Consider the following 24449-nt stretch of genomic DNA (forward strand, 5'->3'; position numbering starts at 1 on the left):
CTCCCGGTTGTTTTGATTTGGCGGAAGGCTAGCCCTGACCTTTCGGTTTGTCATCACGACAAACGCAATCTGAGGTCGCCGCAATTGTGACGTGCGCGCCCTGGAGCAGGATGCGCAGCGTGTGGACGCAAGTGGTGCGGTTCATGTTGCGGCAACGCATGTCAAAGTCGCGCGCTCGACTTCAGACCCGTCACCCTGAAGAGGCCGCGCAGCGGCCGTCTCGAAGGGTGGGCGGCCCCGACTGCAGCATCGGGGGCCGTGCATCCTTCGAGACGCGCGCAAGAGCGCGCTCCTCAGGATGACGGATTCGCAGTCGTGTTTTATATCGACCGCATCAGACCGCCATCGACGCGGATGTTCTGGCCGGTGATGTAGCCGGCGCCGTCGGACACGAGAAAGCTGATGGTCGCGGCGATCTCCTCGGCCTTGCCGTAACGCTTCATCGGCACGCTGTCGCGGCGCGCGTCGGTGGCCGGCAGGCTGTCGATCCAGCCCGGCAGCACATTGTTCATGCGGACATTGTCGGCGGCGTAGCTGTCGGTGAACAGTTTTGTGAACGCGGCGAGCCCGGCGCGGAACACCGCCGAGGTCGGAAACATCGCGCTCGGCTCGAACGCCCAGGCGGTCGAGATGTTGACGATCGCGCCCGATTTCTGCGCCTGCATGTGCGGTGCGACCAGCCGCGTCGGGCGGATCACGTTCATCAGGTAGACGTCGAGGCCGGTGTGCCACTGCTCGTCGGTCAATTCGAGCACGCCGGCACGCGGGCCGTGGCCGGCGCTGTTGATCAGCGCATCGATGCGGCCCCAGCGCGCCATCACCCCGTCGACGGCGCGCTTCAGATCCTCGTTCGAGCGGTTCGAGCCGGTGAAGCCGAGGCCGCCGAGCTCGGCCGCCAGGGCTTCGCCCTTGCCCGACGACGACAGGATCGCAACGTGAAAGCCATCGGCCGCGAGCTTGCGCGCCGCCGCCGCGCCCATGCCGCTGCCGCCTGCGGTGACGAGTGCGACCTTCGCTGCTGCCATGACTTGATATCCCTGTTGATGATCGATCAGACGGCTGGCCGGCGTGATTGCCTGAGCGGCGCGGACGTCAGGCCGGCGCGCCGTTCTTGAGCAGCTTCGCCACCGCCGCAACCAGCTCGTCGGGCGAGAAAGGCTTGTTCAGCAGCACGCTGTCGGGCACGCCCCTGGTCGGCCACTCGTCGCCGCCGCCGCCGGTGATGTAGAGCACCGGGAACGACGGATCGATTTCGCGGGCGCCGCGCGCGACGCGCCAGCCGTCGAGCCGGCCGAGCAGGCGGATGTCGGTGACCAGTGCGGAGTATTTGGTGCGGAACGCCTTGAGCAGCGTCAATGCTTCTTCGCCCGAACCCGCGATCGCCGGCTCGTAGCCGCCGTCCTTCAGGGCGTCCTCTACCATCATCTGAAGATCACGATCGTCTTCGATGACGAGAATGATCGGCGCGTCTTGCAAAGCTATCCCCCGGAAATCAGCCGGGAGCGCCCCCGGCTTCGAAGCATATGCAACATAAAAGTGGCCACCGTTTGCACGGTGTCACCCAGTACAAATACGGGTATCAGACGCGTCCTATTCGTCGGCGAATTCGTCTTCTTCGTTGACCCCCGCTTTACCCCGCGGAGCCGGCTTTCTGCCGCCAAGCGATCCTGTGACATAAGGTTCGCGCGTTGCATAGGGGTTACGGCCGCCGGCGCGTGCCGCGACCTCTTCGCCGGAGACGGCGGCAGGCTGGCAGATCAGGCGGCGGCTGGCCCGGCGCATCAGATCCACATGGATGTGGTCGTAGTGATACACGTTGGAACCCGGCGCCAGCACCGTGGTGAATTGCTGGCAGGCGGCGGCCTGCACATCGCGCAGGAAGCCCTGCTCTTCCGGCAACCCCTTCCAGCCATCCTTCACCGAGATGCGGCGGCCATCGGCGAGCGTGAAGGCTGCGATATCGAGCGCATTGCCGAACGCGTGCTCGGAAATATGCGCGTGCGAATTGCCGTTCATGCCGCGGCAGGAATAGGCCGAGATCTGCTTGATCTCCACCACGCGCGCGCCGAACCAGCGCTGCGCCGCCGGCTGCACGGAATCGGCGAGCCAGCGCTCGAGCACCGAGACGATCGGGCACGCCAGCGTGGCCGCCGGCTTCACCGCGACCGGGCCGACCGTCCCCACCGGATTGCCGCTCGGCGGACCGAGCCGCGGCGGCGCGTCCTGAGGCTGCTGGGAATACGGCGCCGGTGAATAAGGCGCGGCCGCACCCTCACGCTGAGGATTGCGCGGCAGGCCCGGATAATAAGGTCGCTCGCCGCTCGCTTCGGGTGAGCCGTCCGGCGGCAGGTCGATCTCGCCCTGCTGCGGCGGAACGCCGGGCGCGGACAGCGAGACCGGTCCATTGGACTGGCTGCCATAGTTCGGCTGGCCGAGGGCCTGATCGGAATACGGCGCCTGTGCGGGCGTCTGGGGCTGACGATTGATCGGCCAGCGCGGCTGGTTGCCGACCGACGCCGGCGGACGCAGGCTGTCGTCGGCAAATCCGTAAGCAGAGCTGGCCTCGCCGAGGGCTGCGACCTTGAGCGGGAACTCGGCGCCGCAGACACCGGGGCCCGTGATCGGGTCGATGCGGACCAGGTCCGGTCCTTCCTTGACCGCGCCGGATTTCAGGCATGCGGCCTCGGCCTCGGCCCGCCATGGTTCGCGCTCGGCGGTCTGGAACAGACCGCGGCCGCAACCAGCAAGCGACACAAGGACCAGGGAGCCGACGAGATACAAACGAACTCCACGCGTCATGGCGCGGAGGTTCTGCGAATTTGATTAAAGACTCTTCAACGCGATTCGACTGATTGGTTTGAGGCGTTCTTAACCATGCGCTGGAACCTGGAAGGGCAGCGCGCTTCCGAGTTGCGCTTGACGTGTGACCGAGCGACTGCGCTCGCGACTGAGCGAGGTGATCCATCCTTGCTTCGCGCTCATCACGATTCTCGTCGTGATTGAGAATGCCCCAGGCGTTTCGACATCCCGCATCCGCCCCATCGAATCAACTCCAGATCGTATTGATGAACGGCGTAATCGTATTTGTGGTTGATCGGATGGAATGCGGGAGCAGCGACGCAACCCCATTCACGCCGCCAGCGAATATATTTGCGGGCGCTTCAACGTCTTGATTCGGCGCCTGTTTGAGCCGCGCACCGCAATGCGGCATCGCTCGGGAACCTGGGGCCGGACAGCAGCGCTGACTTTTTCACTCGGAAACCCCTTGCTAGCTTCGGCGTTAATGCGGGCAGCGTTGTGAACCGAGGGAGTTTCCCAATGGACTTCGCGAGTCCTCTGCTGAGCAAGCTGAGCATTGTGGCCGCGTACATCGCGTTAGCCTTCGTCGGCGCCATCATTCTCGGCGTGTTCTAGACCAAACGACAGGCAATGAGTTCAGCGCCCGGCGGAGGCACGCCGGGCGCTTTGCTTTTAAGGACAACCTCCGTTGTCCAAACCGTCACCCCCGCGCAAAGGCTTCGCCTTTGTCGCTGGAGGAGCGCGCATCGCGCGCGTCTCGAAGGGTCGACGGCCACGATTTTGCAGCTCGGCCGTCGATCCTTCGAGACGACGCTGCGCGCCTCCTCAGGATGACGGGTCAGGCAGAGCGCCGTGCCGATCTCAAAACTTCGAGGAGCTCGATCCGGCAATCACACGCGCCCGCGAATGCGAGACGCGCAGTCAATCGGCGCCGGTGCAGTAGAAGCGGCCGATCGCGCAGGCCTCGACCCGCATGCTGACCGCGCCTTTCAATTCGACCGTCCCGTAGCGGATGCGGCGGCTGTCTTCGCTATAGATGCGGCCGTTCCAGCGCATCCTGACGGCGCAGTGATCTCGATCACCGTGGCAGGCCAGCCGCCTGCGCCGCCAACGTGATGCAGGTCACTGAACAGGCTCCCGAGGCCGCGTAGCGTCCGGGTCCATCGCTGCACCCCACCCAATGCCAGGGAGATTTCAGATGAAGAAGCTCGTTGCGATCGCCGCGCTGCTGATGGCCACCACCGCGGCGCATGCCGGCGGCACCGGCATCACCTTCGAGATCGATGGCCAGCGCGTCCATGTCGAGGCGCCGCGCAATTGCAGCGCGCTGTCCTGCATCCGCGTCTCCGCGCCGGGCTATAGCGGCACGATCGGCGGCATCAGCAAGAATCTCGGCTCGAAATCCGACGATGATGGTGTCGCCTCAACGCCCGCACCGCCCCCGCCGGCACCGCCCGCCCCCGCCCCGGTTCAGGCCGCAGCGCCGCAGCCGGCCGCGCCGTTCGCTGCCGCCGTCCCGCCGCCCCCTGCGCCGCCGGCAAGTGTTGCAACCGCGGCCTCCGCACCGGTTGACGCCGCGCCGATTGCGCCTGCACCGGCTCCGGTCGCTGCGCAGGCTGCACTGCCTCCTCAAGCAGCTCCAGTTGCCGCAGCGGCGCCGACCGGACCGATCGGCGTCTGGGCCACCGAGGAGAACAAGGGCAATGTCCGCGTCGAAGCCTGCGGCGCCAATCTCTGCGGCTATTCGGAGAAGAGCAACGAGCGCATCCTGATCAACATGAAGGCGGACGGCAGCAAATGGAGCGGCCGCATCCACGATCCCGACTCCGGCCGCAACTACGACTCGACGATCGCGATGAAGGGCCCGAATGCGATGCGCGTGCAGGGCTGCGCCTTCGGCGGCATGTTCTGCGGCGGCCAGACCTGGAAGCGAGTCAGCTAGGATTTCGATCTCTGAGATCGACCCGCTTGGCATAACTCATCACAACTGTCGTCCCTGGAAAGCAGGAACCCATAATCACGAATGGGCATTGTTGCGCGATGCTGGAACGACGAGTCTTGTTCATCACATCCGCCGCAGGGTATGGGTCCCTGCTTTCGCAGGGACGACACCGAGTATGCTGCGTGGCGGTGCCCAGTTGATTGTCATCCGGTGGTCGCTTCATGCGGATCACCGGACGCGCTATAAGCGTCGCACGGTTGATTTGAACCTGCGGGCGGCTTGCGATGGCAATGATGGCTCTTGAACTCGGTCTCCGCGGCGCGGTGGTCGCGCTGTTCCTGGTGGCTTGCGCGGTGCTGTTGCTGCGCTACGCGGCAGTGCATCGCGCCGCGAACCTCGGCGCAACCATGGGCGTGGCCGGCGCGGCCTACGCGATCAGCACCGCACCGTTTTTTCCCGCATCGACATTCGGCTGGAGCTCGCCAATCGTCGCCTTCGCGATGGGCTCGCCGGTGATTTTCTGGCTGTGGGCGCGCACGATGTTCGACGAGCGCTTTACCCTGCGCCCCTGGCATGCGGCCGCGTGGACGATCCTCGCCGTTCTTGGCGTCCTGAGCCACAATTGCTGGACGATCTGGCCTGATCTCGCGCGGAGCTGCGGCCGGGGGCTGGCACTGGCGACGATCGTCTTCGCCGTGCTGGGGATCACGCAAATCAGCAAGGGATGGCGGATCGCCGCGACAACGGCACGCGGCCGGATGTTGATCGCACTGGTGATCGGCATCGGCCTCCAGATGACCCTTGCGGCCGTGGCCGGACTCGCCGCGATTCCGACCCGGTCCATCGGACTGAGCGGAGCACTCGGCCTTGCCGCATTCGCGCTGCTGTCGATCTGGACGATGCTGTTCGATCCGCCGGAGCACCAGCCGGCCGTCGCCGGACCGGATTCCGGCGGTCAAGCCAGCCGAGTGTCTGCATCTCTCGCGCCGGCCGACCTGCCGGCTCCGGACCGTGCCCTGCTCCACCGTCTCAAGCACCTGATGACGACCGAGCGGGCCTACCGACAGGAAGGGCTGACCATCGGCCTCCTGGCCGTCAGGCTTGGCATGCCGGAATACCGGTTGCGGACGCTGATCAATGACGGGCTCGGCCACCGCAACTTCAACGCCTTCGTCAACCGCTACCGGCTCGACGAGGCCAAGGCAGCGCTCGGCGACCCCGATCAGGCCGAGGTGCCGGTGCTGACGATCGCGCTCGATGCCGGGTTCCAGTCGCTGGCGCCGTTCAACCGCGCCTTCAAGGCGGACACCGGACTGACGCCGACCGAGTATCGGCGACAGGCGATGGCCACGCAAAAGGCTGCGAACGAGGTGGCAATCACCCGTTCGAGCTGAGAATTTGCTCCTCGATTTCGAAATTCGATGAGCCGGCGCCGATGCAATCTGCCTGATTGTGCCGATGCGGGCGCTGGTCGCGCCCTGAGATGGCAAGCGGAGCGCAACGACTGATGAAGAGTTTCCTCACTGCGGCCAGGCTGCTGGTCCTCGACCTGGCATCGACCCTTGTCTTTCTCGGTCTGTTCCTGCTCACACACAACACCGCGCTCGCGGTCGGCGTCGGCATCGCCTTCGGCGTCGCGCGGATCGGCATCCAGATCGTGCGCGGAAAGCGGATCGACACCATGGAATGGCTCAGCCTGTTCCTGGTGGTCACCGCCGGCGCTGCGACCCTGCTCACGAATGACCCGCGCTTCGTGCTGTTCAAGCCGAGCGTGATCTACGCGATCGTCGGCGTCGTGATGCTGAAGCCGGGCTGGCTCAACCGCTATCTGCCCGAGATCGCGCGGACGGTCGTGCCCGATGTCGCCATCAAGGTCGGCTATGCCTGGGCGGCGTTGATGTTCGTCTCCGCCGCCGTCAACGCCTTCGTCGCGCTGACCTGCGCGATCACGACATGGGCCGTCGTGATGCCGATCTTCGGCATCGTCAGCAAGGTCGTGCTGTTCGTCGGCGGCTTTGCCGCGATGCGCCTCACCGTGCGGCGCCGCATCCGCGCCATGCCCGAGGCCCAGCGTGCGGCCGTGCTCGCGCTGGAGGGCGGTCCGGCGCCGTTGGCCACAGCGCAGGGGTTACCGTCCGCGAGTGGTTCATGAAACAAAGCGGCGCGCGACGAAACCATTTTGCCATGGCGACGAAGAATTGGCGAAACCAAGCCCCCCTAGTGATGGCTTCGACAACGCGCTGCTTCGGCGCGATCACCGCAAGGGGGACATCATGGCTTTCATCGCTTCCGCATTTCGTCACGGCAAACTGCTGGCCGCCACCGCGTTCACGCTCGGTCTGTTGACCTCGGCATCCTATGCCTACACCGACGAGCAGCAGCAGATGTGCACCGGCGATGCGATGCGGCTGTGCAGCTCGGAAATCCCCGACGTCGATCGCGTCACCGCCTGCATGGTCCGCCAGCGCGCGCTGCTCAGCGACGGCTGCAAGGCGGTGTTCCACTACGTGCCGCCGGCAACGGCTCCGCAGCCCGCAAGCTATGCGCCCGCGGCCAAGCCGGCGAAACCGCTCAACATCACCCCTCACAAGCGCGGCTGACAAAACCCCGACGGCGACCAAGCACCGCGCTTCCGGCAACGGGGCGCGGTGCTTGCTTGTATCCGCCGGCCATGACAACAAGGCAGGACCGTTCATTCGGCATTCAGCCTGACGCGGCTCAATTGCCGGTCTCCAATGCCTCCCGGGAATCGATGGTGATGCGCCGCATCTTGCTCTTTGCGCTCCTGCTTGGAGCCGGCGTCACGATGGGTTGGCATGCAACGGCCAATGCCGCGCCGGACCTGACGCAGCTCGCGCAAGCGCAGACTGCGCCCTCGCCGGCCCCGGCGCCGAGCGCGACACCGGCGGCGCCTGCAACATCGACGGCTGCAACACCTGCGCCCGCGGCCCCGGCCGCGGCGCCCGAGCCGATCGGCAACGTCGCGACGCTGACCGGAACCGCCACGGTGACGCGCAACAACACCACGACGCCGCTGCAGATCCGCGACGACATCTTTGCCAATGACGACGTCGCGACAGCGGCGACCTCCTCGCTCGGCATCACCTTCAACGACGGCACCACGTTCAACCTGCGCGCCAACGCCAGGATCACGATCGACAATTATGTCTACGAGGATGGCGGCCAGCAGAACAGCGCGCTGTTCAACGTCGCCAAGGGAACGGCGGCCTTCGTCGCCGCCGCGGTCGCCAAGACCGGCAACATGAAGATCGCGACGCCGACCGCAACGCTTGGCATCCGCGGCACCACCGGCCTCGTCGAAGTGCCGGAAGGCGCCACCGCGACCAGCAACAATGTCGGCATCAAGCTCTATCCCGACGCCGACGGGCATGTCGGCCGCATCGAGGTCAATGATCGCAGCGGCGCCTCGCTCGGCGTGCTGACGCGCGGCGCGAGCGGCTTTGCGATTCGTCCAGGCAGCGGCGGCGCGCGCTTTGCGGCGGTGCCGCTCACGATCTCCCCGCAACAGGTCGCGCGCGACCAAGGCTTTGTGCGCGCGGTGCATTCGGCGCAGACGCTGGGCCGTCAGGTTGTCACCGAGCAGCGCGACTTCCGCCGCGCCAATCCGGATTTCCGCAGGACCAATCCGACGGCGCCCTATCCGAACCGCGGCCAGCCGGTGCAGCCGAACCCGCAACGCCAGAACGGCCTGCCGGGCCAGAACCGCAACGCCCCGCAGCAGCCGGGTCAGCAGCAGAACCGCCCGGGCCAGTTGCCGCAGCCCGGCCAGCAAAACCGTCCCGGCCAGCCGCAGCAACCGGGCACGCCCGGTCGGCAGGGGTCGCAACAGCCGGGCCCGCAACAGCAAGGCGGCGCACAGCACGCGCTGCCCGGCCAGCCCGGCGGCACCACGTTGCCGCACGCACCCGGCGTGCAGACGCCGGCCGGACAACAGCCCGCGGGACAGCAACAGCCTGCACGACAGGGCGGCGCGACGCAGCCCGGCGGACAGCAGCCGGCACGTCAAGGCGGTCTGCAGCCCGGACGCACGCCAGCGCCAGGCGGCGTGCGCCAGCCGGGACAACCAGCGGCTCAACCCGGCGTGCCGCGACAGGGCACGGCGCAGCCGGTGCCCCAGGCACCCGGCGAGGTGCGGCCCCGCATCCAGCAGGCCGCACCGGGCGCGCGTCCCGGCATGCAGCGGCCCGCCGTGCAGGCACGCCCCGGCTTGACGCAACGGCGCGCACCGCCGCCGCGCGCGGCCAAGCCGCCGCCCAGGGATAAGCGACATTACTGAGCGATCGGATCAGCGAGCCAATGTGGCGCCGGCGAGAACGCCGGCGCTATGCTCCGATCGAGGAACAACGGGAGGTCAACCCCGCCTGGTGATCACCGCCTCCAGATATTCGCTTGGAATGACCAGCGTCCCGTCCTTGGCGACATTGAACTGATCCATCAGGGCGAACATGTCGGTGGCGAGCAATTGCTGCTTGACCGCATCGATCGCGCCGAAGGCCTTCAGCACCGGACCGTAATAGGTGCGGAAGATCTCGAGGAAATGCTCCCGCGACCTGTAGCGGAAGTTGAAGTGCCTGCGCTTGGCATCGACCGCCGCCTGCGGGCCGAACAGCATGCCGAGATGCGCCTCGGTGCCCCACAGCGCGGGAGACTTCACGCCCGGCGCCGGCGGCACATATTTGCCGATGGTCCTGAACACCTGGCCGATGAACCCTTCCGGCGTCCAGTTCGCAAGGCCGATCTTGCCGCTGACGCGGCAGACCCGGCGCAGTTCATTGGCGGCCTGCTGCTGATCGGCGGCGAACATGACGCCGAAGGTCGACAACACGACGTCGAAGCTTGCATCGGCAAACGGCAGCTTCTCCGCATCCGCCTCCTGGAACGTGACGGGCAGACGCTCCGCGGCCGCCCGCTCGCAGCCGCGCTCGAGCAGCGCGCCGACATAGTCGGTCGAGACCACGTCGGCAAAGCGCCGCGCCGCGGCCAGCGTCGCGTTGCCGTTGCCGGCGGCGACGTCGAGCACCATCTGATTGCTGCGCAGGTCGACGGCCTCGCAGAGCGTCTCGCCGACGATCTGAAGCGTAGTGCCGACGATCGCGTAGTCCCCCGAACTCCAGGTGGCCTGCTGGCGCGCCTTGACCGCGGCGAGATCGACGACGGGCATTTCGGCTTGAACGTTCATTGTGCATCTCCTTTTGAAAATGTCGTGCGGCTCACGGCTTCACCGAAAATCCGCGACCTGCGTTGGAAAGCATCGTGTCATGCAATGACTTCAAGGTGCTGCGAGCTAGGTGCGATAGCCGAGAAGGACCGGGATGCTGGATGCGGCGACAACGGTCCAATCCGAGCGATGCCTGCAGCCACGCTTGCTCCGCTCAGACCAAACGGCCTGCTGCGCCAGGGTTGGACTGTTTTTCCGAACGACAGGCTGCTCTGCTCGCGTGAACACGGGTGAGGACAAACCCGCGATCATCAGCCCGAGCACTGCGCTTCGAATGATCGGCCGGGCACAGCCTTTGCCTGCGGCCTTCGACCGTCGGCCGCCGGGCTCGCGCGGCGTCAAGCGATCGGCTTGCCGTTCGCGATGTTCGAGCATGCGTGCGACCGATCGATTGACGAGCCGGCGGATGCGCAAGAGCAGGAAGGAAAAATGCTTTCGCACCGGACTAGAAATGGACTCCATGGATGAAATCGACATCATCGTTTCCTTGATCGAAGTGTGATGGTGCCCCGGAATCGTGCTTCGGCCGGGATGCACCATGCGACGCCCGCGCGGGCGTCATTCGGCTGCAATGGGCGGTTCGACCGGATCGCCACGCACCACGACGGTTGCCGCGACCTTGTAGAATTCCTCGCCCGGCATGCCGACGCAGCGCGCATGGTCCCGGATCGAGTCGCCGTCGCGCGCCTCGTAGATGCAGAATGTGCCGATGCGACCATCTGCCTCATGCACCACATAGCTGCGGATCCAGCGGACACGGTCCGGCATCTGCTCGTCGCCGATCCTGGCGGACGTAGCGCCGGCGCGCTCGAGCTCGCTCATGTCTGTCCAGGCGCTCGGACGGCGAATGACATAGAGTTCCATCGAAATCTCCCTCGGTTGGGACGGTTGAACAGCAGGCGGCGGTGATCGCGGCCATGCTCAGCTATAGGCGCCGTCAACGCCAACTGTCCTTACCGCGGGCTGATCATTGTCTGATCTTTGCCTGAACCTTTTCCGGAAACCCCGGACCTATACACATGGCATTCTCATTTGGACTGTTCGAGCTTGATGAAGCTGGACGCGTGCTGCTGTGCGCGCGTCAAGAGGTCGCTTTGCAGCCACGTGTGTTCGACCTGCTGGTCTATCTCGTTCGACACCGCGACCGCGTCATCTCCAAGGACGAACTCCTCGACGCCGTGTGGCCCGATGTAACGGTCACCGACAACTCGCTGCAGCGTGCGGTGAGTTCGTTGCGCGCCGCGCTGCGCAAAGGTGGCATGGACGGCGCGATCCGGAACCTGCCGGGCAAAGGCTATCGGTTCTTCGTCGAGTCCGAGATCAGGCCGCCGGAACGCATCGACCACGCGGGCGCCGATGCCGCCGTCGGTGCAATCGGTGCAATCGGCCTTGCCCGCCGCGCAGCCGCCGGACAGATGTGGCTGCAAGCCGCAACCCTGTTCGCGAGCGCAGATGAAAACGGCGGGCTGAACGCGGACGATTTGCACAATTGGGCGCTTGCCCTGCAATGCCTCGGCAAGACAACGGCCGCCATTCCGGTTCTGGTTCGCGCGGTCGCCGCGCGCAGCGAGGCCGGTGACGCTGCCGGTGCCGCGGCCGATGCGATCGCGCTCTCGGGCCTGCATTTCGAGAGCGGTCAGGCCGCGATCGGAAAGGGCTGGCTTGCGCGCGCCGAAGATTGGGCCTCGCGGATCGACGATCCTGCAACGACGGCCCTGCTGCTATGGATGAAGTCGAAACTGGCTGCGTTCGATGGCGAGCCGGAACAGGCGCTCGCATTGGCCGACGCGGCCTATTCGTCGGTCAAATACAAGGACGCGCTCAACATCGAGGCGCTGAGCCTGGCCTATCGCGGCTTCTATCGGCTCTGTCTCGGCGACACGCATGGCGGACTTGCCGATCAGGATCATGCTGCGGCCGTTGCCCTGTCCAGCACCAATCTGGACCCGATCACGGGCGGCAGCCTCTACTGCAACATACTCTGGGCAGCCCGGATGTTCGGAGATTGGGCACGGGCCGACCAGTGGACACGGAGCTACCAGAATTTCTGCTCGGGCAGCGGCATGGAACTGACGGGTTCATGCCAGCTGCACCGCTCCGAGGTGCTCGGCATCCGAGGCTCGCTCGACGAGGCGCTGGCGCGCATCCAGGACGCGCTCGCGCGGCTGACCAGCGATGCGCCGTGGTCGATGGGCGACGCCAATCGGGTGCTGGGCGATATCCTGGCTGCGATCGGTGACGATGACGCAGCACTTGAAGCCTATGACCGGGCCTACGCGCTGGGCTGGTGTCCGGAGCCGGGCCGCGCCATGCTGCTGCTCGCAAGAGGCGAAGCGGAAGCCGCCTATGCAAGCCTCGAACGGAGCTTGATCGGCAAGACCTGGTGGACATTGCAACGCCGGGGAATCCTGCTCGCGCATCTGGCGCTGGTTGCCGCACACACCAATCGGAGCGGTCGGGCGAAGGCATTGATCTGCGAGCTTTCGGGAAACCCCGATCGCTGGCCGATGCCCTCGATCCGCGCACTCACCAACGAAGCGCAGGCGATCCTCGCGCTGTCCCGGCAGGATCATGAAGCGGCGATGCGGCATCTGCATCTCGCCCGCCAATTGTGGTCGAGCATCGAGGGGCGAGTTCAGATCGTACGGCTGAGATTGCAGATTTCCAGGCTCCAGCTCGAGCGTGGCGACACCCGCGGCGCCATGGCCGAGGTTCATGCGGCGCGGCTTCTGGCTCGTGAATTGGGCTCGCCCCGGCGGGTTGCCGACTGCGTGGCCTTGCAGCGTGACATTGACGCCTGGCGGCCAACCGCACGACGTCAGATGTGCGGCTGATCACGCCGCGCGGCGCAGCCAGTCGCGCACGCGCTCGATCAGGTTCTTGCGCGGGGTCGGTTGGACGGCGGTGACAGCCGGCGCGATCGTGCGCGCGGATGGCGGCAGCGCTTCGGGTGCCGCCGGCTCCACGACAGGCTCGGCCTCGACTGCCTTGCCGGCCTCGGCAGCGGTGTGCGCGGGCGCCATGTCAGGCTGATCCGATGCGGCATCCGCCGCCGGCATCTCCACCAGATCGGGCGTATCCGCCATGACCGGCAGCTCTGCAGCCGCTTCGGCGTCCACGGGCGCTTCCGCGGCAACATCGGCGACGGCAGGCGTCTCGCCGGCCTCGGGCACGTCAACGATCGGCTCGTCGGCGGCAAGGCGTGCGCGGCGGCGCTCGGCAGCCGCAAGCCGCAGGCGCGCGCGCCGTTCGCGCTCGGCGTTTGCCGCGGCCTGCAAGGCGATCGGACCGACATTTTCCAGGAACACGCGCTCATAGCCGCGCGACAGGCGATCGAGCGCGTCGTCGAGCGGCAGCCAGTCCACCTCCCTGACGTCGCTCATCAACGCGCGCACCGGCTTGCCGCCGGCATCCATGCGCCAGTAGTGCACCACCTTGGAGCGCCCACCTGAATCATAGACCAGCGTGCCGAGGAATTCATGCACGTCGACGGCATGACCGGTTTCCTCCAGCACCTCGCGCTCGGCCGCGGCGCGCGCGGTCTCACCGTCGTCGAGCTTGCCCTTCGGCAACACCCATTCATTGCGCTTGCGCAGGCGCACGACGGCGAAGCGCGGCGGTGTCTCCCGCCGCAGCACAATGCCTCCCGCCGCCAGAACAGGCGTCCGCGCCATCTCGTGTCCATCAGGTTTGCGATTTAGGATCGTCGCACGACGATCCCGGACATTCTAAAGCATGATCTCGAAAAGTGGAAATCGGTTTTCATGCTCAAACATTGAGCCGATGCGCGCGTGCGATCAGACTGCGGGCTTGCGCAACAAAGGTTCGCCGCATTTGATCCGCGTTCCTTCCGCAACATTGTCGCAGAACTCGAAATGATCCGGCGCCAGCACGATGATGGTCGAGCCGTGCTCGAACCAGCCGAGCTCATCACCCTTCTTCACATGCACGTCACAGGGGAAATCCACCGGGCCGCGCGACTGCGCGTTCAGCGTGACGTCGAGGAAGTGCAGGCGGAGGCTGGCCACCAGGATGGCGGCCACCGGAACCAGCGTCAGTGCCTCGCCGGTCGGCAGCTTTCCGCGCAACACCGCGCGCTCGTTCTTGCAGAACAGCCGCTCGATCCGCTTCAGCGCGATCGGATTGACGTTCCAGACGTCGCCATGAATGAATGTCACCTTGTCGATCGCGAGGTCATAGGGCGCGTGGAAGCGGTGATACATGCTCGAGGTCAGCCGCAGCGTGACGAAGCGGCCGTTTTTGTGCTGCTCCACCAATGCGGGATCGCCGAGCAGGTCGAGCAGCGAATAGGGCGCGCCCTTGACCTGGAACAACTGCCCGTCCTCGATCCGGCCATGCGCGCCGATGATCGCGTCCGACGGGCTCGCGATGATGGCGGGATCGGCCGCCGCCGGGCGCAGGCCGGGCTTGAGCTCGCGGGTGAAGCAATCGTGCAGGCTCCTGAACTCGGTCTTCCTCGCCTCCGACAGATCGAGGTCGGAGAACAGCTTCCAGCAGGCGATCGAGGCGTCGCGCACCAGGGGGTTCTCGACCTTGGAGAACCAGCCCATGAAACGGGTCAGCGCCGCCCGCGGAATCCGGTTGGTGAGCAGGAAATTGAGGTCTTCCTGCTGGGTGAATGCCGAGATCAGGCCCTTGACTGTCATGAATCTGTTAGGTGCCGAGGCTAGCGCTTCTGTCATGGAAACATCCCTTCCGATTCTCTCGCTGTCCGCCGCCGCGCTTGCCGGCGCCGCCGCAGCTTTCCCCAAAATCCAGGCCCGCCTCGCGCTGTCGCGGGCCAAGCACCGCTCCCTGACCGGACATTCCAAAATGTCCAAGATGGTCGCGCGCATGGTGCCGCACTACGAATTCGACATCGACGCGTTCTTCTGCTCCGACGGAGCGCCGAAGGACATCGCGATGCAGCGACAGGACGGCTTCTTCCGCCTCGCCGGCCTCTACCAGGACCGCTACCCGAAGGGCCGCGCGCTTACCGCAGAGGTGACCGAGCGGATCTCCGACCTGCAATTCACCGAAACCTACCGGGTGCCGTTCCAGTACAGCCGCCTGGTGCGCGAGCATCTCGGCACCTCGGCCTTCGTGCAGGCTTCCAGCGGCGTCACCGTGACCGATGTCGACGGCAATGTGGCCTACGACCTGACCGGCTCCTACGGCGTCAACATCTTCGGCAACGACTTCTACAAGGAGTGCATCGCCGAGGGTGAGAAGCGCGCGCAGGCGCTGGGCCCTGTGCTCGGCCCCTACCATCCGATCATAGCCGACAATGTGAAGCGGCTGTGCGAGCTCTCCGGCCTCGACGAGGTCTCGTTCCACATGTCCGGCACCGAGGCCGTAATGCAGGCGGTGCGGCTCGCGCGTTACCACACCAAGCGGACCCATCTGGTCCGCTTCGCCGGCAGCTATCACGGCTGGTGGGGCGAGGTGCAGCCCGGCGTCGGCAATCCGGTGTCGCCGCACGAGACCTACACGCTCGCCGACATGTCGGAGAAAACCCTGCACGTGCTGCGCACCCGCAAGGATATCGCCTGCGTGCTGGTCAATCCGTTGCAGGCGCTGCATCCGAACTCCAACGCGCCCGGCGATTCCGCGCTGGTCGATTCCTCGCGCTCCTCGAAATACGACCGCGCCGCCTACACCGATTGGCTGAAAAAGCTGCGCGAGGTCTGCACCGAGCGCGGCATCGTGCTGATCTTCGACGAGGTATTCGTCGGCTTCCGCCTCGCCGCCGGCGGCGCCCAGGACTATTTCGGCGTCAAGGCCGACATGGCGACATACGGCAAGAGCCTGGCCGGCGGACTGCCGATCGGCGTGGTGTGCGGTCGCAAGGATTTGATGCGGCGCTTCCGCGACGACCGTCCGGCCGACATCTGCTTCGCCCGCGGCACCTTCAACTCGCATCCCTATGTGATGACGGCGATGGACGAGTTCCTGAGCCGGCTCGCCAGCCCGAACTTCCGCTCGATCTACAACGGCCTCGACGAGACCTGGAACGGCCGCGCCAAGGCGCTCAACGACCGTCTCACGGCCGCAGGCCTGCCGGTTCGCGTCGGCAACATCTCGTCGATCTGGACCGTCTATTACACCGAGCCGTCCCGCTACAACTGGATGCTGCAATACTATCTGCGCGCCGAGGGGCTGGCGTTGAGCTGGGTCGGCACCGGCCGCCTGATCTTCACCCTGAACTACACCGACGCCGATTTCGCCGAGGTTGCCGACCGTTTCGTCGCCGCGTCCGAAAAGATGAAGCGCGACGGCTGGTGGTGGCACAAGGAAGGCCTCACCAACAAGACCATCAAGCGGCAGATCCTGAAGGAGATGGTCGCCGTGAGGCTTGGGCGCTGAGCATACTGCGCCTTTCAGGCCGTTCCGCACTGTGCCGGCCAGAAAACGCAGAACAACCCCATGCAAAGTAGCCCCGTAGCCCGGATGGAGCGAAGCGAAATCCGGGATCAGTCGCGGAGACGGTGAGAGCTGCCCCGGATTGCGCTGCGCTCCATCCGGGCTACAAGCTGAGGCCACCCCGTCTGCTTTCGTTGACATTATTAGCACCGTCATTCCGGGATGGTCCGAAGGACCAGACCACAGATGCGCACTGCGCATCGGGGAATCTCGAGATTCCGGGTTCGATGCTGCGCATCGCCCCCGGAATGACGATGCTCTTAAGACGGAGATGCCCGGGACAAGCCCGGGCATGACGCAAGGTTGCAGACGCTGGGAGCAACGATCAGGCGTGCTTGACGTGCTTCTCGAGACCCGGATCGATCAGCTCGCCCTTCATCAGGAACAGCGGCGCCTTGTGATAGAGCTTCAGGTCGTTGAACGGGTCGGTGACGATCTTGGTCATCCAGACGAGGCCGGTCTCGACGTCGCGGATGAAGAACAGATGGATGGTGCGGAACAACAGGCCGCCGATGCCGACCACGAGCCAGATCTTGGCGACCTGACGGGTGAAGTCGCCCATCGTGACCCAGGGCTTGAACAGGCCGAACAGGGTCGGATCGAAGTACAGCACCATCGGCGACAGCGCCCAGATCGCCATCAGCACGACCTTGCGCTGCAGATTGTAACCGACCTTGATGTCTTCCTTGTGCTCGTGGGTCGCCTGGTTGACGTGGTCATAGCCTTTCGGCTCGAAGAAGAAGTGACCGGCCTGGCGCGAGGTCATCGAGACCAGCCAGCCGACCAGCGCCGACACGACCGGATCGAAGAACAGCATCACATAGGCGAACAGGAAGCTCAGCGCGCTGACGAAGTGCAGGCTCTGGTTGATCCGGCTGTGATGGTAGAAGCGATGGTCATCCCAACGCTGGGTACGCAGCTCTTGCAGGAAGTTCTTGATCATTGGTTCCCCCAACATCTTTCGGAACAGGATTTACAGGGATTCGATGTATCGCGTGTGACATCATCATAATGACATATGACAATGCGGAGCGACGCCTTGACGCAACCGGAGCAGGGTTTCGCCTCATCCCGGCGAAATTTGCGGGATAAGGCGGAGAGGATCGTAGCCTCCCGGTTTTGCGGCGCACTGTGCGACCTCATCCGGGAGGACCGGCGGGCCGGGCCCGCCTGCCGCTCAGGCGGCCTTGGCGACGTCCGCCTTGCGGAAGCGGACCAGCGAGAAATGGCCGAGCGGCGGGATCAGGCGGCGCTCCGCGAGCTCCATGCCGCGCGCGCCGGCCAGCCACTTGGTGTAGCGCGACCAGGCGAATTCGGCGGTCCGGAACCCGAGCGGGCGCACCACCGGCTGCAGCTTCTGCTCGATGAAGCGGCGGACGCCGGCATCGGCGCTGACGCGGGTCAGGATGATCAATTCGCCGCCCGGACGAACCACGCGGGCGAATTCGTCGAGCGCGGCTTCCGGGTTCGGCACCGCCGACAGCACGTACTGCGCCATCACCACGTCGAACGAATTGTCGGGGAATTCGAGCTTCTCGGCGTCCATCACCGCGAGGCCCTCGACATTCTTCAGGCCCTGCCCGGCAACCCGCTTCCGGGCCTTCTCGAGCATGGCTTCCGAGATGTCGGTGCCGAAGATGCGCACGTTCGGGCTATAGAGCGGCAGCGAGATGCCGGTGCCGACGCCGACCTCGAGCACGCGGCCGCCGATCTTGTTGGTGGCCTGGATCGCAGCCTGCCGGCCCTTGCTGAACACGCCGCCGAACACGAGGTCGTAGATCGGCGCCCAGCGGTCGTAGGCCTGCTCGACCGTCTCGCGGTCGAAGTCCATGGAACGGTCGGCGCCCAGCTTGATGATTTCAGCCATAGAGAGTCTCTCGTCTTTCGTTCGATTGAGCTGTTAATTCGGAACCGCACTGCGGCCGGCGACGCGGCGTGCGGGCCGCGGCGCGCGGCTCGGCTGCAACGTGGCCAGATTGCCGATGAACTGACGCGCACTGTTTTCCCAGGAACGCTCCAACGCGAAATTGCGGCAGTCGGCGCGCGACATGTTCAGCGCGCGCAGGCAGGCGGCGCGCAGATCGTTGTCGATCGCGCCGATCGGATGGTTGGCAATCACGTCTTTCGGGCCGGTGACCGGGAACGCCGCCACCGGCGTGCCGCAGGCCAGCGCCTCGAGCTGCACGACGCCGAAGGTGTCGGTCAGGCTGGGAAACACGAAGACGTCGGCAGCGGCGAGGTGCGAGGTCAGGTCCTGGCCCTTCTTCTCGCCGAGGAAAATCGCGTCGGGATGTTTCTGTTGCAGGGCCGCCCGTTGCGGCCCGTCGCCGACCACGACCTTGGAGCCCGGCAGGTCGAGCGACAGGAAGGCGTCGAGATTCTTCTCCACCGCGACGCGGCCCATCGTCATGAAGATCGGCCGCGGCAGGTCGAGCAGCGCCGGCTGGTCGGGATTGAAGATCCTGGTGTCGACGCCGCGGGTCCAGAAGCCGAGCCGGCGGAAGCCGCGTTCGGCAAGCTCTGAGCGCAGCGAGTCGGTCGCGACCATCGTCATCGAGCCGGCGGCATGGAAGTGCCGCAGCACCGCGTAGCCGACGCTGTCCGGAATGCCGGTGCGCACGGAAACATATTCCGGAAAGCGCGTTGTGTAGGATGTGGTGAAGGCAAGCTTGTTGCGCCGGCAATAGCCGCGCACCGACCAACCGATCGGTCCTTCGGTGGCGATATGGATCGCCTCGGGCACGGCCTCTTCGATCCGGCGCGCGATCTCGCGGCGGTTCGGCAGCGCCATTCGCAGGCCGGGATAGGTCGGCACGCCGACCGAGCGGAAGCCGTCGGGAGTGAGGAATTCGATCTCGGCGCCGAGCGTCTCGGCGCTGCGCGCAAGCGACGTCAGCGTCCGGACCACGCCGTTGACTTGCGGATGCCAGGCATCGGTCGCAACGAGTATGCGCATTGCAGGAGATCCAAATCGTTAATCTTGATTCTGCTCGCACGACGTTCTGACATGGATGTTTCAAACGTATGACGTCATCGAAATGTTAGGTTGTTTTTCCCGGTGGGCCGCCGGTTTTTCGTGTAAGATGACAATCAGATGTCAGAGCAGAGTGAAAATCCCGGTACGGTGCGCCGCAGGCTCAGACGGCGAAACTCGTCGCTCCTGATCCTCGCGACCGGGATGCTGGTGTTCGCGATCGCCGCCGGCACGCTGTACTACGCGCTGCGTCCCGTGACGCTGTCGATCGCGGTCGGCCCGACCGGCAGCGAGGACGTCAAGCTGGTCCAGGGCTTCGCCCAGGCGTTTGCGCATGCCGGCAGCTCGGTGCGGCTGAAGCCGGTGACCACGCAGGGCGCGGCCGAAAGCATCGCGCTGTTCACCGCGAACAAGGTCGACCTCGCGGTGGTGCGCGGCGATCTCGATCTGCCGGCGAGCGCCGAGTCGGTTGCGATCCTGCGCAAGAATGTCGTCGTGCTGTGGGCGCCCGCGGGGGCGAAGGGCAAGCGGCGGTCCGCGAAGATCAAGACCATCGACGATCTCGCCGGCCACAAGGTCGGCGTGGTCGGCAGCACCCAGGCCAACGTCACGCTGCTGCGCGTGATCCTGAGCGAGTCCGGTGTCAATCCCGACAAGGTCACGATCAGCCAGTTCGCCGTCAACAAGGTCGCCGACCTCGCACGCGATCCGTCGCTCGACGCCTACATGACCGTCGGCCCGCTCGACAGCAAGGTGACGGCGGAAGCGATCGCGGCGACGGCGGCCGCGCGCGGCGAACCGGTGTTCCTCCCGATCGACGTCTCGGAAGCGATCGCGCAGAAGCATCCGCGCTATGAGTCCGAGGAGATCGCCGGCAGCATCTTCTCGTCGTCGCCGGCACGGCCCGAGGACAAGGTCGAGACCGTCGGCGTCAATCACCTCATCATCGCGCAGCACGCGCTGGAGGAATCGACCGTCGGCGCGCTCGACCGGCAATTGTTCACGCAGCGGCTCCAGGTCGCGCGCGACCTGCCGGCGGCCGCCAAGATCGAGAAGCCGGACACCGACAAGGACGCAGCACTTCCGGCGCATCAGGGCGCCGCGGCCTATATCGACGGCACCGAGCGTACCTTCCTGGAGAAATACTCCGATTACATCTGGGGCGGCATCCTGCTGATCTCCGGCCTCGGTTCGGCCGGCGCCTGGCTGCGACACTACATGAAGCGCAACGAACGCGAGCACTACATCGTCCATCGCGACAATCTGCTGAAACTGATCTCGCGGGTGCGCGGCGCCGAGACAGTGGAGGAGCTCGCGGCGATGCAGGGCGACGCGGACGCGCTGCTGCGCGAGGCGCTCGATTGCTACGACGACGGCGCGATCGAGGAAGGCGACCTCTCGGTGATCGGGCTGACGCTCGAGCAATTCCACCACGCCGTCTCCGATCGCCGCGCGGTGATCAACAGCGAGAAGCCGGGGCTGCCGCGGATGCGCGCCGGCTAGGCGCGCGCGCGCCGATTGCACCGAGAGCAATGTGTACCGAGAGCAATGTTTGGATTGCGCGTGGATGCGCGCGTGGCCATGTATGAGTACGACCACAACGCCGCGCACGACAGCATGATCACGTCCATCACCGCCGACCTGCCCGCGCCCTTCGTGCTCGCGATCGCGCTGGCCGGCGTCTTCCTGATCGCCTTCATGAAGGGCGCATTCGGCGGCGGCTTTGCCATCGTCGGCATCCCGCTGCTGTCGCTGGCGATGGATCCGATCGCGGCGGGCGCGCTGCTGGCGCCGCTGTTCGTCGTCATGGACATCACCGCGCTGCGGTTCTGGCGGCCCAACACCTGGTCGCGCGTCGACCTCGCGATGCTGCTGCCGGCGCTCGTGATCGGCATCGGCCTCGGCTATTTCGTGCTGCGCGACCTCGACCGGCACGCGGTCGAGATCGTGATGGGCGCGGTGACGCTGGTGTTCGCCGCGCTGTGGTTCATCGGCGGCGGCGAGATCAAGCCGCGTCCGCGCTCGACGATCAAGGCGACGTTCGCCGGCCTCTCCTCCGGCGTCACCACGATGGTGGCGCATTCGGGCGGGCCGCCGCTTGCGATCTATCTATTGCCGCTCGGCATGTCGAAGGCGCTCTATGCCGGCACGACCAGCCTGTTCTTCACGGTCGGCAACTTGCTTAAGGCAGGTCCCTGGCTCGTGCTCGGCACTCCGTCACGCAGCCTGTGGCTGCTGATGGCGCTCTGCGTGCCGGCGGTGCCGGTCGGCGTCTGGGCCGGATGGCGGCTGCACGAACGCCTCGACCAGCGCGCGCTGTACCGGACCTGCTACGCCATTCTGGTGATCACCGCGGCCAAGCTGCTGTGGGACGGGCTGGCCGGATACGTCCACCCCTGAGTGGTCGCGCCGCGTGCCGGCAACCCGCTTTTAACCCTGCGACGAAACACGGACGAAACAAAACCCTAACGGCACGAAACCATTTTGGCGATTTCGTGCAAACGTCCTGAAACGCCTCCCTTGTACTGGTTTGACCCAACGACGCGCCGGAACTGGCGCGCAGGGCGCAAACAACAGGGGTCGACAATGTTCAATTCCGTCAAGCTGAACGCACGTCTCGCTGCCGCCGCCTTCGGTGCGCTGGCGATTGGATCAGTCGCTTTCGCGAACTCCGCCGCGGCTGCGCCGCTGCCGATGTTTCCGTTCATCCTGACGCCGCCGACCGAGGCCGTGCAGCCGCCGGTGCAGTCGATGCCGCAGGCGCAGGAAGAAGACCGCTCCGTCGAACTGCCCGCCAGGCTGCGTCGCCAGGTTGTCGCCTATCCGACGCGCGAGGCGCCCGGCACCATCATCATCGACACCCCGCACACCTATCTCTATCTCGTGCTCGGAGGCGGCCAGGCGATGCGCTACGGCATCGGCGTCGGCCGCGACGGCTTCACCTGGTCGGGCACCCAGACCATCACCAAGAAGGCGGAGTGGCCGGATTGGACCCCGCCGCCGGAAATGATCGCCCGCCAGCCCTATTTGCCGCGCCACATGGCCGGCGGCCCCGGCAACCCGCTCGGCGCCCGCGCCATGTATCTCGGCGGCACCGTGTACCGCATCCACGGCACCAACGCGCCGGAGACGATCGGCACCCACGTCTCCTCCGGCTGCCTGCGGCTCACCAATGAGGACGTCAGCGACCTCTATTCGCGGGTCAGCGTCGGCACCAAGGTGATCGTGCTGCCGATGACCGACCGCCGCGCCGACCTCGGTTCGGCCGTCCGCTAACAAGACCGACTTCCCCAAGCCCCCTCCAAGGGCTCAGGCAACGGCTCCGGCACCCCACCGGGGCCGTTGCCGCGTTCACAATCGTTAACGTCCAGGTGACCCGGACATTCGGGCTGCTTCCGCCCCTGAAGCAGCTTGATCCCGCCACACTGGCGCCCTCGTCGGCGGGCCTGTACAACCCGTCACAATTGATTTTCATCCGGGGGAATGATGCGTCTACCGATGCATCCGAGAACGATCGCACTCGGCATCACCGTCGTGCTGATCTCGTTCGCAATCAGTCTCAAGGCCATGGACTGGCTCGCGCCGAGCGCCACCCTGCAGAAGCCGCAGCTCGCCGAGCTGCCGCCGCTGCCGCAGGCGCCGCGGTCCTCGACGATCGTGGCGCAGGTCTCGGTCGCGCTGTCGGCGATCCGCGACGCCGCCGAGCGCGGCGCGCCGAAGACGTTCGGCGGCAAGGCCGACAATCCGGTGCAACAGATCCTGCAAAATGCCGACATCGGCTGGTCCGCGTCGCGCGGGCCGATCGCGGCCACCGGCGCGCAGGACGTGCTGACGCTGACGACCCCGATCAACGGCACGCTCAAGGTCACCGGCTCGCTGTCGGCGAAGGCGACCGGCGCCGTCAGTAACGCACTCGGCAGCCTGCTCGGCGGCAACGTCGCCAAGCAGATCGGCGCGGTGAACATCAAGAACATCGACGCCAATGCCGACATCAAGGGCAACGTCACCCTGACCGCACGGCCGAAGCTCGGCGCGTCCTGGCGGATCGAGCCGAACCTGCAGGCGCAGGTCAATCTCGGCGACACCAGCCTGTCGGCCGCCGGCGTCCGCATCAACGTGCCGGCCCAGGTCAAGCCGGTGATCGACAAGGCGGTGGCCGACCAGATCTCCGCGGTCGAGGCACGATTGCGCAACGACCCGGTGTTCCAGAACAACGCCCGCGCGCAATGGGCCAAGGCCTGCCGCTCGCTCCCGCTGCAAGGCACCGGCGGCACCGCATCGATGCCGCCGATGTGGCTCGAGCTGCGGCCGATCCGCGCGATCGCGGCGCAGCCCAAGGTCGATGCGTCCTCGATGATCCTGACGATGGGGATCGAGGCCGAGACGCGGATCACCGAAGCGCAGACCACGCCGAACTGCCCGTTCCCCGACAAGCTCTCGATCGTGCCGCCGATGTCGAGCCAGATCGCGATCGGCCTGCCGGTCGACATGTCCTTCACCACGCTGACGCAGCTGGTCGAGGCGCAGCTGAAGGGCAAGACCTTCCCCGAGGACGGTTCCGGCCCGGTCGACGTCACCGTCAAGAGCGCGAGCATCGCGGCCTCCGGCGACCGGCTTTTGATCTCGCTTCTGGTGCATGCCAAGGAGAAGAAGAGCTTCTTCGGGCTCGGCGCCGAGGCGACCGTGCACATCTGGGGCCGGCCCCGGCTCGACCAGGCGGCGCAGACGCTGCGGCTCGCCGACGTCGAGCTGGCGGTGGAATCCGAGGCGGCGTTCGGCCTGCTCGGCGCCGCCGCGCGCGCGGCGGTCCCGCACATGCAGCAGGCGCTGGCCGACCGGCTGGTCGTCGACCTGAAGCCGTTCGCGGCCAACGCCCAGCGCAAGATCGCCGCCGCCATCGCCGACCTGCAGAAGAACGAGGAAGGCATCCGCGTCGACGCCGACGTCAACAGCATTCGCCTGGCCGACATCGCGTTCGATTCGAAGACGCTGCGGGTGATCGTGGAGACCGACGGCACCATCAAGGCCGCCGTCACCGCATTGCCGGCACTGTAGCCTTGCCCTCTCCCCGC

The 24449-nt window shown here is 66.0% G+C and carries 23 protein-coding genes; 11 read left to right on the plus strand and 12 right to left on the minus strand.

What is annotated here, in order from left to right; translation table 11 throughout:
- Positions 1–320: 320 nt before the first annotated feature.
- The 4 genes from ACVMB0_RS34880 to ACVMB0_RS34895 all read right to left on the minus strand — a co-directional run bounded on the left by ACVMB0_RS34880 (position 321) and on the right by ACVMB0_RS34895 (position 3855).
- A complete protein-coding gene (locus tag ACVMB0_RS34880; protein WP_461349094.1) occupies positions 321–1025 on the minus strand; it encodes an SDR family oxidoreductase in 705 nt (234 codons plus the stop codon).
- 67 nt (positions 1026–1092) lie between these two features.
- Complete coding sequence (locus tag ACVMB0_RS34885) at positions 1093–1476, minus strand: response regulator (protein WP_456753335.1); 384 nt, start codon at positions 1474–1476, stop codon at positions 1093–1095.
- 114 nt (positions 1477–1590) lie between these two features.
- Positions 1591–2799: an extensin-like domain-containing protein gene (locus tag ACVMB0_RS34890; protein ID WP_461349095.1), complete on the minus strand. Its 1209-nt coding sequence runs from the start codon at positions 2797–2799 to the stop codon at positions 1591–1593.
- A 921-nt stretch (positions 2800–3720) separates the two neighbouring features.
- A complete protein-coding gene (locus ACVMB0_RS34895) occupies positions 3721–3855 on the minus strand; it encodes a hypothetical protein (RefSeq protein ID WP_456753333.1) in 135 nt (44 codons plus the stop codon).
- A 142-nt stretch (positions 3856–3997) separates the two neighbouring features.
- Here ACVMB0_RS34895 and ACVMB0_RS34900 point away from each other — a divergent pair, with 142 nt between their 5' ends.
- From ACVMB0_RS34900 to ACVMB0_RS34920, 5 genes are all read left to right on the plus strand, one after another.
- Positions 3998–4741 carry a DUF2147 domain-containing protein gene (locus ACVMB0_RS34900; protein WP_461349096.1) on the plus strand — a complete coding sequence of 248 codons (744 nt, stop codon included), beginning with the start codon at positions 3998–4000 and terminating at the stop codon, positions 4739–4741.
- Positions 4742–5064: 323 nt separating this feature from the next.
- Positions 5065–6135: an AraC family transcriptional regulator gene (locus tag ACVMB0_RS34905; protein ID WP_461349097.1), complete on the plus strand. Its 1071-nt coding sequence runs from the start codon at positions 5065–5067 to the stop codon at positions 6133–6135.
- Between the two features lie 113 nt (positions 6136–6248).
- Positions 6249–6893 (plus strand): inner membrane-spanning protein YciB, encoded by a 645-nt coding sequence (locus ACVMB0_RS34910; RefSeq protein WP_461349098.1) that lies wholly within the window; start codon positions 6249–6251, stop codon positions 6891–6893.
- A gap of 121 nt (positions 6894–7014) precedes the next feature.
- On the plus strand, positions 7015–7341 hold the full coding sequence (locus ACVMB0_RS34915) for a hypothetical protein (RefSeq protein ID WP_461349099.1): 327 nt from the start codon (positions 7015–7017) through the stop codon (positions 7339–7341).
- A gap of 206 nt (positions 7342–7547) precedes the next feature.
- A complete protein-coding gene (locus ACVMB0_RS34920; RefSeq protein ID WP_461349100.1) occupies positions 7548–9038 on the plus strand; it encodes a FecR family protein in 1491 nt (496 codons plus the stop codon).
- A gap of 75 nt (positions 9039–9113) precedes the next feature.
- On the opposite strand, the gene ACVMB0_RS34925 is transcribed toward ACVMB0_RS34920, so the two are convergent.
- The 3 genes from ACVMB0_RS34925 to ACVMB0_RS34935 form a co-directional block, all read right to left on the minus strand.
- On the minus strand, positions 9114–9941 hold the full coding sequence (locus ACVMB0_RS34925; RefSeq protein WP_461349101.1) for a class I SAM-dependent methyltransferase: 828 nt from the start codon (positions 9939–9941) through the stop codon (positions 9114–9116).
- A gap of 105 nt (positions 9942–10046) precedes the next feature.
- Positions 10047–10457 (minus strand): hypothetical protein, encoded by a 411-nt coding sequence (locus ACVMB0_RS34930; RefSeq protein ID WP_461349102.1) that lies wholly within the window; start codon positions 10455–10457, stop codon positions 10047–10049.
- Between the two features lie 81 nt (positions 10458–10538).
- Positions 10539–10844: a nickel-binding protein gene (locus tag ACVMB0_RS34935; protein WP_456753325.1), complete on the minus strand. Its 306-nt coding sequence runs from the start codon at positions 10842–10844 to the stop codon at positions 10539–10541.
- A 155-nt stretch (positions 10845–10999) separates the two neighbouring features.
- On the opposite strand from ACVMB0_RS34935, the gene ACVMB0_RS34940 reads away from it, so the two are divergent.
- Positions 11000–12814: a winged helix-turn-helix domain-containing protein gene (locus tag ACVMB0_RS34940; RefSeq protein WP_461349103.1), complete on the plus strand. Its 1815-nt coding sequence runs from the start codon at positions 11000–11002 to the stop codon at positions 12812–12814.
- Here the strand turns inward: ACVMB0_RS34940 and ACVMB0_RS34945 are convergent, their stop codons facing one another.
- Together ACVMB0_RS34945 and asd are read right to left on the minus strand one after the other, a co-directional pair.
- Positions 12815–13654 carry an NUDIX hydrolase gene (locus ACVMB0_RS34945; protein WP_461349104.1) on the minus strand — a complete coding sequence of 280 codons (840 nt, stop codon included), beginning with the start codon at positions 13652–13654 and terminating at the stop codon, positions 12815–12817.
- 123 nt (positions 13655–13777) lie between these two features.
- Positions 13778–14647 (minus strand): archaetidylserine decarboxylase, encoded by an 870-nt coding sequence (gene asd / locus ACVMB0_RS34950; RefSeq protein WP_461349105.1) that lies wholly within the window; start codon positions 14645–14647, stop codon positions 13778–13780.
- 34 nt (positions 14648–14681) lie between these two features.
- On the opposite strand from asd, the gene ACVMB0_RS34955 reads away from it, so the two are divergent.
- A complete protein-coding gene (locus ACVMB0_RS34955; protein WP_461349106.1) occupies positions 14682–16346 on the plus strand; it encodes an aminotransferase class III-fold pyridoxal phosphate-dependent enzyme in 1665 nt (554 codons plus the stop codon).
- Between the two features lie 382 nt (positions 16347–16728).
- On the opposite strand, the gene ACVMB0_RS34960 is transcribed toward ACVMB0_RS34955, so the two are convergent.
- The 3 genes from ACVMB0_RS34960 to ACVMB0_RS34970 all read right to left on the minus strand — a co-directional run bounded on the left by ACVMB0_RS34960 (position 16729) and on the right by ACVMB0_RS34970 (position 19359).
- Complete coding sequence (locus ACVMB0_RS34960; protein WP_057014961.1) at positions 16729–17346, minus strand: hypothetical protein; 618 nt, start codon at positions 17344–17346, stop codon at positions 16729–16731.
- A 234-nt stretch (positions 17347–17580) separates the two neighbouring features.
- On the minus strand, positions 17581–18270 hold the full coding sequence (locus tag ACVMB0_RS34965) for a class I SAM-dependent methyltransferase (RefSeq protein ID WP_461349107.1): 690 nt from the start codon (positions 18268–18270) through the stop codon (positions 17581–17583).
- 33 nt (positions 18271–18303) lie between these two features.
- Entirely contained in the window at positions 18304–19359 is a 1056-nt protein-coding gene (locus ACVMB0_RS34970) for a glycosyltransferase family 4 protein (protein WP_461349108.1), read from the minus strand.
- 138 nt (positions 19360–19497) lie between these two features.
- Between ACVMB0_RS34970 and ACVMB0_RS34975 the strand changes: the two genes are divergently transcribed.
- The 4 genes from ACVMB0_RS34975 (at position 19498) to ACVMB0_RS34990 (ending at position 24432) form a co-directional block, all read left to right on the plus strand.
- Positions 19498–20880 carry a TAXI family TRAP transporter solute-binding subunit gene (locus ACVMB0_RS34975; protein WP_461349109.1) on the plus strand — a complete coding sequence of 461 codons (1383 nt, stop codon included), beginning with the start codon at positions 19498–19500 and terminating at the stop codon, positions 20878–20880.
- Positions 20881–20994: 114 nt separating this feature from the next.
- Positions 20995–21777 carry a sulfite exporter TauE/SafE family protein gene (locus tag ACVMB0_RS34980; protein WP_456756474.1) on the plus strand — a complete coding sequence of 261 codons (783 nt, stop codon included), beginning with the start codon at positions 20995–20997 and terminating at the stop codon, positions 21775–21777.
- Between the two features lie 186 nt (positions 21778–21963).
- Positions 21964–22653 (plus strand): L,D-transpeptidase, encoded by a 690-nt coding sequence (locus ACVMB0_RS34985; RefSeq protein ID WP_456753317.1) that lies wholly within the window; start codon positions 21964–21966, stop codon positions 22651–22653.
- A 210-nt stretch (positions 22654–22863) separates the two neighbouring features.
- Positions 22864–24432, plus strand: a complete 1569-nt coding sequence (locus ACVMB0_RS34990) for a DUF4403 family protein (protein ID WP_461349110.1) — start codon at positions 22864–22866, stop codon at positions 24430–24432.
- Positions 24433–24449: the final 17 nt, after the last annotated feature.

The sequence above is a fragment of the Bradyrhizobium sp. USDA 4451 genome (assembly GCF_054822585.1).